Origin of the sequence: Kitasatospora sp. NPDC001261, assembly GCF_042896795.1 — a bacterium.
Lineage (GTDB): Bacteria > Actinomycetota > Actinomycetes > Streptomycetales > Streptomycetaceae > Kitasatospora.
This window is the reverse complement of record NZ_JBIAXP010000050.1, coordinates 1-12,257: the sequence shown is the minus strand read 5'-3', so window position 1 is coordinate 12,257 and position 12,257 is coordinate 1. Positions and strand designations below refer to the sequence as shown.

Below are 12,257 nucleotides of genomic sequence, written 5' to 3'. Positions count from 1 at the left end.
GGTGCCGGTGCGGGTGCTGACGCCAGTGCCGGTGTCGGTGCCGGCTAAGGATTCTTATGAGTTCTTCAGAGGGGTCCTTACGGCAAACGAATCGACAGTGCGAAAAACTATGGTCCTTGGTTCTGCCAGCTATGGAGGTCGTCCGTGAGCACCGAGCGCGAGGTTGGGCCCACCGGGCCGCAGGGGGAGCAGCCCGCCGGGCCGGGGGCGGCCGAGTCCGCTGCCGCGGGCCCCGCTCAGGGCGGGCACAACCCGACCATGGCGTTCCGGCGGGTGCCCGAGCCGGAGGCGGGCGCGGTCGAGGCCGCCGCCGCCGAGGCGGCGCCGTCCGCCGACGCCGTTCCGGCCGAGGAGGTCCCGGCCGGGGGTGGGCACAAGCCCACCGTCGCCTTCACCAAGGTGCCCGCACCGGAGGCACCCGCCGAGCCCGTGGCACCCGCCGCACCCGCCGAGCCCGCCGTACTCGCCGTCGAGGAGCCGGCCGTCGACCCGGCCACCGGCTACATCGACGCGCCGCCGCCGGTCCTGCCGCCCGTTCCGCCCGCCCCGGTGGCCGCCGCACCCGCCGCCCCGGCCCTGCCGCCGGCCGGCAACCCGTACGCCACCCCGACCCACGGAGTCCCCGCCGCCGGCGCGCACGAGGGGTACGGCGCCGCTCCGGCCGCCCCCGCCGCGCACGGCCACCACCCCTTCGGGGCCGGCCAGCCGCTCGGCGGCTGGGGCCCCACCCACGACTCCACCTCCGGCGGCGCCGGCTACCCCGGCGGCCCGGCCGGCCCGCTCGGCTACCCGGCGGAGTACCCCGGCGGTCCGGGCGGCCCCGGCGGCCCGCGCAAGAAGCGCGGCGGCCTGGTCGCCCTGATCGCGGCCGTCGCGCTGGTCGCCGGTGTGGCCGGCGGCGCGCTCGGCGTGTCCGTCTCCGACAGTTCCGACCGCAGGAGCTCCGCGAACGACCACCGCAGCACCACCGTCCAGGCCAGCGACACCCAGAAGAACGAGCCCGTCCCCGGCTCGATCGCCGCCATCGCGCAGAAGGCGCTGCCCAGCGTCGTCACCATCAAGGCGCAGGGCAACGGCGAATCGGGCACCGGCACCGGCTTCGTCTTCGACACCGAGGGCCACATCCTCACCAACAACCACGTCGTCGCGCCGACCCTCAGCGGCGGCAAACTGACCGTCAAGTTCGCCGACGGCAGCTCCTACAGCGCCTCGGTGCTCGGCCACGCCGAGGGCTACGACGTCGCCGTGGTCAAGATCGACAACCCGCCCAAGAGCAAGCTGGCCCCGCTGCCGCTGGCCGACTCCGACAAGGTCAACGTCGGCGACGCCACCGTCGCGATCGGTGCGCCGTACGGCCTGGAGTCCACCGTCACCAGCGGCATCATCAGCGCCAAGGACCGCCCGGTGGCCTCCGGCGACGACACCGGCTCGCAGGCCTCGTACATGAACGCCCTGCAGACCGACGCCTCCATCAACCCCGGCAACTCCGGCGGCCCGCTGCTCGACTCCGGCGGCGCGGTGATCGGCATCAACTCGGCGATCCAGTCCAACGCCTCCGCCAACGGCCGGGCCGGCAGCATCGGCCTGGGCTTCGCCATCCCGATCAACCAGGCCAAGTGGGTCGCGGACACCCTGATCAAGACCGGCAAGCCGGTCTACGCCAAGCTCGACGTGCTGCGCAACGACGACTACAAGGGCGACGGCGCGCAGATCCAGACCAAGGACATCCAGGGCCAGCCCGCCGTCACCCCCGGCGGCGCGGCCGACAAGGCCGGCCTCAAGCCGGGCGACGTCATCACCAAGCTCGGCGGCGTCCCGATCGACAACGGCCCCGCCCTGGTCAGCCGGATCTGGACGCACAAGCCCGGCGAGACCGTCGACGTCGAGTACACCCGCAACGGCCAGACCCTCAACACCAAGGTCACTCTCGGCCAGCGCGAGGGCGACCAGCCGTAACCCCCGCCCGCACCGAAACGTGTGCACCGAACCCCGCCGGACCCGTTAGGCTGACCTCCGCCTGGAGAGCTGCCCGAGCGGCCTAAGGGAACAGTCTTGAAAACTGTCGTGCGGTGACCCCGTACCGTGGGTTCGAATCCCACGCTCTCCGCCGGTAGGAGAACCACCTGCTCAGGGCGGGTGCCGAGACCACTCGGCACCCGCCCTCGGTGTTTCCCGGGCCACGGGCGGGGCGGGGGTTGACCCTGACACGGTGGCAGGGGGTGGAGTGGTCGCACCATGTTGAACATCGGAGACTTCGCCAGCCACGGCCGGGTGTCGGTGCGGATGCTGCGCCACTACGACGCGATCGGGCTGCTGCGGCCCGCCCGGGTGGACCCGGTCAGCGGCTACCGCTTCTACGAGGCGTCCCAACTGGCCCGGCTCAACCGGGTGATCGCGCTCAAGGAGCTCGGGTTCACCCTGCAGCAGGTGCGGGCCGTCCTGGACGAGCGGGTGGACGCGGCCGAGCTGCGCGGGATGCTGCGGCTGCGGCGGGCCCAGCTCGCCGCGGCGATCGCGGCCGACGAGCTGCGGCTGGCCCGGGTGGAGGCGAGGCTCCGGACGATCGAGAGCGAGGGGACCATGTCCGTGCGGGATGTCGTGGTGAAGCCGGTGCCGTCCGTCCGGGTGGCCCAACTGACCGGTGTGGCCGCGAGTTACGAGCCGGAGGACATCGGGCCGGTGATCGGGCCGCTGTTCGCCGAGCTGTGCCGGCGGCTGGCCGGGGCCGGGATCGAGGCGGCCGGCCCGTCCGTCGCCCACTACCAGGACGCCCCGGAGGGCAACGGCTCGGTGCTGGTCGGGGCCGCCGTCCCGGTCGGCCCGTCGGTGCGGGCGGGCGCGCACGACTTCGAGGTGGTCGACCTGCCGCCGATCGGGGAGGCGGCGACGATCGTGCACCGCGGCCCGATGGACGAGGTCCTGGGCGCGGGCCAGGAGCTGGCCCGCTTCATCGAGGAGAACGGCTACCGCTCGGCCGGCTACGCCCGGGAGCTGTACCTGGAGTGCCCGGAGAATCCGGCGGGGTGGGTCACCGAGCTCCAGGAGCCGGTGGTCCGTGGGTAGCCGGGCTTGCCCTCGACCCGGTCGAGGGTCCTAGCGTCACCCGGCATGACCACTGCCGCTGCCACCGCCGCCGTCGGTTCGCGGGCCGCGCTGCCCCGGACGTACCTGCTCTGGCTGGCCGGGGTCCAGGCCGGAGTGCTGGGCGACGCCGCGCTGTACTTCGCCCTCGGCTGGGCCGCCTCCGCGCACGGCGGCGGCGCGGCCGGGCTGGTCCTGACGGCGGTCACGGTGCCGCGCACCGCGCTGGTCCTGCTGGGCGGCGCGGTCGCGGACCGGTTCGGTGCCCGTCGGGTGATGCTCGTCGGGGACACGGTGATGCTGGCCGCGACCGCCGCGCTGGCGCTGGTCGCGGCCGACCGGGGCACTCCGCTCTGGCTCCTGGTCGCGGCGGCGGCCGTGATCGGGACGGTCGACGCCTTCCACCTCCCGGCGAGCGGTTCGATGCCGCGCCGGCTGGTGCCCGCCGACCGGCTGCCCCGGGCGCTCGCCCTGCGGCAGGCCGGCGGGCAGGGCGCCGTCCTGCTCGGGGCGCCGCTCGGCGGCCTGCTGGTCGCGGCCGGCGGGCTGCCCGGCGCGGCGCTCGCGGACGCGGTGAGCTTCGGGGTCGTGCTGCTGGTCCTGCTGCGGGTCCGCCCCGGGGCGGACGGGTCGTCCGGTCCGCGGGCCGGCCTGCTGAGCGAGGCCGCGTCCGGCGTCCGGCTCGCCCTGGCCGACCCGCTGCTGCGGGCCGCGCTGCTGCTCACCGGTGCGGCGGCCGGGGCGCTGCTGCCGGTGGTGTCGCTGCTCGGCCCGCTGCTCGCCCGGGCGCACGGCTGGTCGGCCGGGACGGCGGGACTGGTGAGCGGCGGGCAGGCGGCCGGGGTGCTGGCGGTGGCCGTCCTGGTCGCCCGGCGGGGCGCGCTGCCCGGGGCCGGCGTGGGGGCGGCCGCCGGGCTCTGTACGGCGTCGGCGGGGATCGCGCTGCTGGCCCTGGCCGCGGGGCCGGTGGCGGCGGTGGCCGGCAGTACGGTGGCGGGCCTGGGCTCGGGGCTCTTCGCCTGCCACCTCGGCCCGCTGGTGCTGACCGGCGCGCCGCCGACCCATCTCTCGCGGGTCCAGGCCCTGCTGACGCTCGTGCAGAGCCTGGCCCTGGTGCTCTCGAACGCCCTGCTGGGCCTGCTCGCGGACGCGGCGGGCGCCGCCCCGCCCACGCTCCTCTGCGCGCTCGCCACCGCCGCCGCCGGCCTCACCGCCCTGGCCACCCCGACCCTCCGCCGGGCCTGAGCCGACCGGTCGCCGTGCCGGCCCCGGGATCCGGCCGGCACCTCCCCGTACGGCGGCCCTTGCCGCCCGTCCCGCTCCCCGCCCCTTCCCGTGGCCCACTTGCCCGCCCCCTGCCGTCCGGGCAGAGTGCGGAGGTGGAGGCGGTCGGGCGGCGAGTGGAGGCGGCGATGAGTGATCTGACGGACCGACTGGTGCAGGGCCTCCCGGACGGGGCCGTCGTGGTGGACCCGGACGTGACCGCCGCGTACCGCCACGACATGGCGGGCTTCTGCGCGGCCGGGCAGCCCGCGGTGGTGGTGTTCCCGGAGACGGTCGAGCAGGTGCGGCACGTGCTGCGCACCGCGACCGAGCTGCGCGTCCCGGTGGTGCCGCAGGGCGCCCGGACCGGGCTGTCGGGTGCGGCGAACGCGGTGGACGGCTGCGTCGTGCTGTCGCTGGTGAAGCTGAACCGGATCCTGGAGATCGACCCGGTGAACCGGATCGCGGTGGTCGAGCCCGGTGTGGTGAACGCCGAACTGTCCAGGGCTGTCGAGGAGTTGGGCCTCTCGTATCCGCCGGATCCGTCGAGCTGGGAGTCCTGCACGATCGGCGGCAACATCGGTACCGGGGCCGGTGGGCTCTGCTGCGTGAAGTACGGCGTCACCAGCGAGTACGTGCTCGGGCTGGACGTGGTGCTGGCGGACGGGCGGCTGCTGTCCACCGGCCGCCGGACGGCGAAGGGTGTGGCCGGGTACGACCTGACCAGGCTGTTCGTCGGCTCGGAGGGGACGCTCGGGGTGGTGGTCCGGGCGGTTCTGTCGCTCCGGCCGGCGCCCGCCCCGCAGCTGGCGCTGGCGGCGGAGTTCCCGAGCGCGGACACGGCCGGGGCGGCGGTCTGCGAGGTGATGGCTCGGGGTCTGACCCCGTCGCTGATGGAGCTGATGGACGCGGTCTCGGTGCGGGCCGTCAACGAGTTGGGGCGGATGGGGCTGCCGGAGTCCACCCAGGCGCTGCTGCTGGTGGCCTTCGACGGGCCGGACCGGGTGGCCGAGCTGGCCCGGGTCGCGCGGCTGTGCCGGGAGGCCGGGGCGACGGAGGTGGTGCCGGCCGAGGACGAGGCGGAGTCCGATCTGCTGCTGGCCGCCCGGCGGATGGCGCTGCCCGCGCTGGACCGGCTGGGCACCACGATGATCGACGACGTGGCGGTGCCGCGCTCCCGGCTGGCGGAGATGCTGAACGGCGTCGCGGTGATCGCCGAGCGGCACGGGCTGACCATCGGGGTGGTCAGTCACGCGGGGGACGGCAACACCCACCCGATCGTCATCTTCGACGCCTCGGACGAGGAGGAGACGGCCCGGGCCCAGCGCTCCTTCGACGAGATCATGGCGCTCGGGCTGGAGCTGGGCGGCACGATCACCGGGGAGCACGGTGTGGGGCTGCTGAAGCGGGACTGGCTGGCCCGTGAGCTGGGCCCGGTGGCGTTGGACCTGCAACGGCAGCTGAAGGCGGTCTTCGATCCGCTGGGAATTCTGAATCCCGGCAAGATGATCTGATTTTCACTGAAGTATTTCGGCGGGGACCGCACGTCCGAACCCCTGCCGTCGTGGTGTGACATCCGACGGCCTTTTCATGACCAGGAAAGTCGACATGGGAGGGTGACCGAACTTTTCCGGGGGCGTGCGTGCGGTTCGCACGCGCCAGGGTGGTGCGCCCAGCGGATCGCGTGGTGGTGCCGCGCCGTCCCCCGGACCGACCATCGAGCAGCGGCCGTACGGGTGAAGTCCCAGCTCGGACGGGGTATCTCGCCGCGTTTTCCGTTTTCCCGGCCGTCATGCGCGGCCCGGGTGGATATCACGCAAACGGGCGAAATTCGCCGTGTGAGCTAGCGCTTTGTCGATTTGTTGCGGAAGTCTGTCTTCCGGCGTCGCAGCCCGCAGGTGTTCGTCCGGTCGACGAACCTTGCGCACCTTGATCGACCATTGCGCGACAAGCAGCTTCCCGGAGGCATTCATGGCTCGCACCCACCCCCGTCGAACAGCCGGGCTCCTACTCGCCGGCCCGCTCGCGGCCGGCCTGCTGCTGGCCGGTGCCGGGGCTGCCGCCGCCGACAACGGCGCGGGCGCCGAGGGCGCCTCCAACGCCGGGGCGGTCTCCGACACCGGCACCGGCAACGTGTTCGGCGGGGTCGACGGCAACTACGTCTCCACCCAGCAGACCGCCGCCGGCTCCGGCGCCACGAACCAGGACAACACCATCGCGGTGAAGGACAACACCGGCACCGTCCAGGGAGGCCAGGGCAACAAGGACGTCAACGTCGTCGTCGCCCCGACCTTCAACTGACCGGCCGACTGACCGGCCGCACGGCCGAGTGACGGCACCGGGCACCACGGAAGGCGGGGGCGCCGGACGTGGGTGGACGCGGGTGAGCTGAGCACCCGCCGACAGGCCCGGACCGGAACGGAACGGCCGGAGCGGACACCGAACCACCGACGCATCACCACCAGAGGGAACAGCGCAACGACCGGCAGGCGGAAAGGGTCACCGCGAAACCGGTCTCGTGGGCGGTGCCACCATCGGCACCGCCCACGAGTGTGTCCGGCGCAGGTCCCGGGTTCCTCGGCTGTCGGCCCGGGCGTCCCCACAGGACGTCCCCGCCGGGCCTCCTCGCCGGATCTCCCCGCCGCGCATCGCCGTCGGAGCACCCCGCCGGGCATCCCCGGAATCCCCCGCCGACCGGCCCGGATCCGTCCACCGAGGGCCCGCGCCCGGAGCCGTCGGCCTACGGCGGTACGGTTGCGCTCCGACAGCGCACCCACGTGCCCGGGCCCGGACGGACCGGCCCGGCCGGGGCTGCGACCGCGGCAATCGGAAGGAAGGGCGCGCGATGGCGGCGGAGGAGGAGGGCCTGACCGGCCCGGACGAGGCCAGGCCCGCACCGGAGGCCGGGGCGGAGCCGGCGGCGGACGCGCGCCCGGAGCCGTCGGCCGAGCCGCTCCACGAGCACCGCTCCGGGCCCAGGTCCGTCCCCGAACTACTGCTCGGCCGCCCGCCGATGGCCCGCCCGCTGCCGTCCTTCGACCACCAGGCCGCCCCCGCCGAGCCCGGCCCGCTGTTCGTGGACTGGCTCGCCACCGCGCTGCACGCCGGGGTGCTGGACCCGCAGGCCTTCACCCTCTCGACCGTCGACGCGGACGGCATGCCGGACGCCCGGGTGCTGGTGCTGCGCGACGTCGACGCGGCCGGCACCGGCTGGAACTTCTCGGCGGCCGCCGACAGCCCCAAGGGCCGCCAGCTCGCCGAGCACCCGGCCGCCGCGCTGACCGTCTACTGGCCGCAGCTGGGCCGCCAGGTCCGGGTGCGCGGCACCGTCGAGCGGGCCGCCGACCTGGTCGCCGCCGCCGAGTTCGCCACCCGCTCGCCCGCCGCCCGGGTCGGCGCGCTGGTCGGGCGGCAGAGCGAGCCGCTGGGCTCGGTCGCCGAGTACGACGAGGCGGAGGCGGTCGCCCGTCGCCGGCTGGAGGCGCATCCGGACGCGGTCGCGCCCGGGCACGCGGTCTACACCCTGTGGGCGCACGAGGTGGAGTTCTGGCAGGGCGACGCCCAGCGCCGGCACACCCGGCTGCGCTACACCCGCACCGGTCCGGTCAGCTCCCCGGAGTGGTCGCGCACCCTGCTCTGGCCGTAACGCCGTAACGCCGTAACGCCGTAGCGCCGTAGCGCCGTAACGCCGTAGCGCCGTAACGCCGTAGCGCCGTAACGCCGTAAGGCCGTAACGCCGCCGGGTCCCCAGGGCACCCAGGCCCCCAGGGCACCAAGGTGTCCTGGGGGGCCAAACCGGCGCTGGCTACCGTCGCCCGGTCAGCGTGGCCCCCACGCTGGCCGCGACCACGCACCCGATCCCGGCCAGCTGCGGCGCGCCCAGCAGCTGGCCCAGCACCACCAGCCCGACCAGCGCGCTGACCGCCGGCTCCAGGCTGACCAGCACGCTGAACACCCGCTGCGGCATCCGTCGCAGCGCGGTCATCTCCAGCGCGTACGGGATCACCGGCAGCAGCAGCGACACCCCGGCCACCGCGGCGAGCAGCGCCACCGGCGAGGCCTCGGGCGCGGTCAGCCCGTGCCAGGCCTGGCCGAGCCCGAACGGCGCCAGCGTCAGCGCGCCGACCGTCATCGACACCGCCAGGCCCTGGAAGCCCTGGAAGGCCGCGCCGACCTTGTCGGTGAACAGGATGTACAGGGCGTAGCAGGCGGCCGCCCCGAAGGCGTACAGCAGGCCGACCGGGTCGAGCGATCCGCCGCCGTCGCCCTCGCCGAGCAGGGTCAGCAGCGCCACGCCCGCGGCCGCGAGCAGCGCCCAGAGCAGGTGGCTGGCGCGCCGGGCGAAGACCAGGGCGACGGCGAGCGGGCCGAGGAACTCGATGGTCGCGGCGGTGCCCATCGGCAGCCGGTCGATCGCCCCGGCGAACAGGAAGGTCATCCCGGCCGAGGCCATGCCGAGCAGCGCGGCCGCGGCGAGGTCGCGGGGGCGCTTGTCGCGCAGCTTCGGTCGGGTGACGGCGAGCAGGATGACGGCGGCGAAGCCGAGCCGGAGGAAGGTCGTGCCGCTGACGCCGAGCGGGCCGAACAGCGGCTTGGACAGGGCGATGCCGGTCTGCACCAGGAACATCGCGGTCAGACAGAGAAGCGGCGCCGGGATCCGCTCCGGGCGCCGCAGGACCTTGCCGAACCGGCCGGTGGACCGGCCGGGGTGGACTTCGGGTGGCGCCGAGGGGCCGGACGCCCCACCTCGTCGCCAGCTGCCCCGCTCGCCGGCGGGCTCGCCCTTGGGGGAGGGCGGCATGGCCAGGGCCTCGGCGACGGCGGCGGCCGACGACGAGGCGGCAGGGGTTTCGCTGGTATGGGAGGTGGGCATATTTGTGAGTTTGCCGTAAGGAGTGATGAACCAGCAAGCTCGTTACAAAAATCGGGACGGATACGGACGGGTGCGTCCGAAAGGGTGGACTCGCGCGGGTGTCGCGGCGTGGCTGCCGCGGTCGTCCGACGGACCGTCAGTATCAAGGCGGGGTGCGCCATCTCCGCTCCGCCGCCCTCCTCGCCGCCGCCCTCGTGCTCCTGCTGGCCACCGACGGGACGGTCGTGAACGCCGAAGCCGTCACCCCGGCCGCCGGCGCCGCCCCCCGCATCCGGGCCGTCAGGCTGCCCGACCGGTCCGGCCCGCCCCGGGCCCGCGACACCTGGAGCGGCCCCGCCTTCGACGCCTGCACCGCACCGCCGCTCGACACCCTGAAGGCCTGGCGCGACGCCTCCCCGTACGGGGCGCTCGGCGTCTACACCAGCGGCTCCCAGCGCGGCTGCGGCCAGCCGCGGCTCACCGCCGAGTGGGTGCGCCAGGCGCGGGCGCTGGGCTGGCGGTTCCTGCCGGTGCACGTCGGACTGCAGGCGCCGTGCGCCGACCCGGGCCACAAGCCCAAGCGGATCGACCCGGGGAAGGCCGTCGAGCAGGGCCGGGAGGAGGCGGACGAGGCCGCCCGGTCCCTGCGCGCGCTCGGCTTCGCCAAGGGCAGCCCGGTCTACCTGGACATCGAGGCCTATCCCTTGCGCGACCCGGCCTGCGGCCAGGCCGTGGTCGACTTCACCCTCGGCTGGACGGCGGGCCTGCACGCCGCCGGCTACCGCTCCGGCTTCTACTCCAGCCTCGACTCCGGCATCGCGGACCTCGCCGCCGCCGCCCGGGCCGGCGGCTCCCCGATGCCCGACGCGCTCTGGTACGCCCGCTGGGACGGCCAGGCCGACACCGACGGCTCCGGCGCCCTGGCCCCCGACCTCTGGACCTTCCACCAGCGCGTCCACCAGTACCACGGCAACGTCGAGGAGACCTTCGGCGGCGCCACCCTCACCGTGGACCGCAACCACGTGGACGGCCCGACCGCCCGCTGAGACCCGCCCGCTGAGATCCGCCGCCGACGACCCGTCGCCCTCACCGGGCGGGGAGCGGGCCGGGGGCGGAACCGGGACGAATCCGTGATCCGCGCAACGGGGCCGGGATACTGACAGCAGGGGGTGGGAGCGGCACAATCGGGCACGTCCGCGCGCATTACCGCCCGGTAGGTGCCGCGAGCGCAGCCCCCAGTGCCGCCAGGTCAAGGAGGACCCGTGTTCAGCACGATGCAGGACGTTCCGCTCACCGTCGCCCGAATCCTGGAGCACGGGTCCACGGTCCACGGCCGTTCGACCGTGACCACCTGGGACGGCACCGGCCCGGTCGTCCGGACCTACGCCGAGGTCGGCGCCCGCGCCGCCCAGCTCGCCTGGGCGCTGCGCGACGAGCTCGGGTGCACCGAGGAGAGCGTCATAGCGACGCTGATGTGGAACAACGCCGAGCACCTGGAGGCGTACCTCGCCGTCCCCTCGGCGGGCTCCGTGCTGCACACGCTGAACCTGCGGCTGCCGTCCCAGCAGCTGTCGTTCATCGTCAACCACGCCGCCGACCGCGTGATCATCGTCAACGGCAGCGTCCTGCCGCTGCTCGCCGCCGTCCTGCCGGACCTCGCGCCGACCCTCAGGCACATCGTGGTCAGCGGCCCCGGCGACCGCTCGGTGCTGGCCGGCTTCGCGGGCGGCGTGCACGACTACGAGGAGCTGATCGCCGGCCGGCCCACCGAGTACCCGTGGCAGCGCGACATCGACGAGCGGCAGGCCGCCGTCCTCTGCTACACCTCCGGCACCACCGGGGACCCGAAGGGCGTGCTCTACAGCCACCGCTCGGTCTACCTGCACTGCCTCCAGGTCAACACCGGCGACAACTTCGCCTTCACCCCGAGCGACACCGCGTTGCCGGTGGTCCCGATGTTCCACGTCCAGGCCTGGGGCATCCCGCACGCGGCCTTCATGTCCGGCGCCAACCTGCTCATGCCGGATCGTTTCCTCCAGCCCAAGCCGATGGCCGAGATGATCGCGGCCGTCCGCCCGACCGTCAGCGCCGCCGTCCCCACCATCTGGGCCGGCCTGCTGGGCGAGCTCGACGCCGGCGACTACGACACCTCCAGCCTGCGCATGGTGGTCATCGGCGGCAGCGCCTGTCCGCCCTCCCTGATGAAGGCCTACGAGGAGCGCCACGGCATCCGGGTGCTGCACGCCTGGGGCATGACCGAGACCTCCCCGCTCGGCTCCTTCGCCCAGCCGCCGGGCGGCCTCACCCCCGAGCAGGAGTGGCCGTACCGGATCACCCAGGGCATCTTCCCGGCCTCCGTCGAGGCCCGGCTGATCGGCCCGGGCGGCGAGCGGATGCCGCACGACGGCGTCTCGGCGGGCGAGCTGGAGGTGCGCGGCCCGTGGATCGCCGGGGCGTACTACGGCGGCGCCGGCCAGGACCCGGTCCGCCCGGACGACAAGTTCTCCGAGGACGGCTGGCTGCGCACCGGCGATGTCGGCACCATCACCGCCGACGGCTACCTGACCCTCACCGACCGGGCCAAGGACGTCATCAAGTCCGGCGGCGAGTGGATCTCCTCGGTCGAGCTGGAGAACGCCCTGATGGCCCACCCCGACGTGGCCGAGGCCGCCGTGGTCGCCGTCCCGGACGAGAAGTGGGGCGAGCGCCCGCTGGCCACCGTGGTGCTGCGCCCGGGCGCGACCGCGGGGCTGAAGGAGCTGCGGGCCTTCCTGGGCGAGCGGATCGCCTCCTGGCAGCTGCCGGAGCGCTGGTCGATCGTGGAGTCGGTGCCGAAGACCTCGGTCGGCAAGTTCGACAAGAAGGTGATCCGGGCCAGTTACGCGGCCGAGGAGCTGGACGTCACGGTGCTCGGCAAGGAGTGACCGCGCGAAGGGCCGGCCGCCCCCCGACGCACGGGGGCGGCCGGCCCCTCCACCGGGGCGGCGGGGCGCAGCCCGCGGCGGGGCCGCCCCCCCCGCCCCACGCCCCCCACCCCCCCCGCCCGGCGACCAACCGGGGC

9 protein-coding genes and 1 tRNA gene are annotated in these 12,257 nt (G+C 74.7%); 9 read left to right on the top strand and 1 reads right to left on the bottom strand.

The genetic code is table 11. From position 1 onward, the window contains the following. The first annotated feature begins 144 nt into the window (after nucleotides 1-144). The 7 genes from ACFY4B_RS41305 to ACFY4B_RS41275 all read left to right on the top strand — a co-directional run bounded on the left by ACFY4B_RS41305 (nucleotide 145) and on the right by ACFY4B_RS41275 (nucleotide 7,990). Entirely contained in the window at nucleotides 145-1,956 is a 1,812-nt protein-coding gene (locus ACFY4B_RS41305; protein ID WP_387976679.1) for a S1C family serine protease, read from the top strand. A 63-nt stretch (nucleotides 1,957-2,019) separates the two neighbouring features. Beyond that, nucleotides 2,020-2,107, top strand: a tRNA-Ser gene (locus tag ACFY4B_RS41300). A 128-nt stretch (nucleotides 2,108-2,235) separates the two neighbouring features. Next, complete coding sequence (locus tag ACFY4B_RS41295; RefSeq protein ID WP_387976676.1) at nucleotides 2,236-3,063, top strand: MerR family transcriptional regulator; 828 nt, start codon at nucleotides 2,236-2,238, stop codon at nucleotides 3,061-3,063. Between the two features lie 45 nt (nucleotides 3,064-3,108). Further along, nucleotides 3,109-4,326 carry an MFS transporter gene (locus tag ACFY4B_RS41290; RefSeq protein ID WP_387976673.1) on the top strand — a complete coding sequence of 406 codons (1,218 nt, stop codon included), beginning with the start codon at nucleotides 3,109-3,111 and terminating at the stop codon, nucleotides 4,324-4,326. Nucleotides 4,327-4,493: 167 nt separating this feature from the next. Beyond that, a complete protein-coding gene (locus ACFY4B_RS41285) occupies nucleotides 4,494-5,858 on the top strand; it encodes an FAD-binding oxidoreductase (protein WP_049656284.1) in 1,365 nt (454 codons plus the stop codon). A 457-nt stretch (nucleotides 5,859-6,315) separates the two neighbouring features. Beyond that, on the top strand, nucleotides 6,316-6,645 hold the full coding sequence (locus ACFY4B_RS41280) for a hypothetical protein (RefSeq protein WP_049656286.1): 330 nt from the start codon (nucleotides 6,316-6,318) through the stop codon (nucleotides 6,643-6,645). Between the two features lie 544 nt (nucleotides 6,646-7,189). After that, entirely contained in the window at nucleotides 7,190-7,990 is an 801-nt protein-coding gene (locus ACFY4B_RS41275; RefSeq protein ID WP_234348562.1) for a pyridoxal 5'-phosphate synthase, read from the top strand. Nucleotides 7,991-8,149: 159 nt separating this feature from the next. On the opposite strand, the gene ACFY4B_RS41270 is transcribed toward ACFY4B_RS41275, so the two are convergent. Continuing rightward, the gene (locus tag ACFY4B_RS41270) at nucleotides 8,150-9,217 is read right to left on the bottom strand and encodes a DMT family transporter (protein ID WP_199823150.1); all 1,068 of its coding nucleotides are present in this window, start codon (nucleotides 9,215-9,217) and stop codon (nucleotides 8,150-8,152) included. Between the two features lie 152 nt (nucleotides 9,218-9,369). Here ACFY4B_RS41270 and ACFY4B_RS41265 point away from each other — a divergent pair, with 152 nt between their 5' ends. Continuing rightward, nucleotides 9,370-10,242 carry a glycoside hydrolase domain-containing protein gene (locus ACFY4B_RS41265; protein ID WP_387976669.1) on the top strand — a complete coding sequence of 291 codons (873 nt, stop codon included), beginning with the start codon at nucleotides 9,370-9,372 and terminating at the stop codon, nucleotides 10,240-10,242. Nucleotides 10,243-10,458: 216 nt separating this feature from the next. Continuing rightward, the gene (locus tag ACFY4B_RS41260; RefSeq protein ID WP_074001832.1) at nucleotides 10,459-12,120 is read left to right on the top strand and encodes a long-chain fatty acid--CoA ligase; all 1,662 of its coding nucleotides are present in this window, start codon (nucleotides 10,459-10,461) and stop codon (nucleotides 12,118-12,120) included. Nucleotides 12,121-12,257 lie beyond the last annotated feature (137 nt).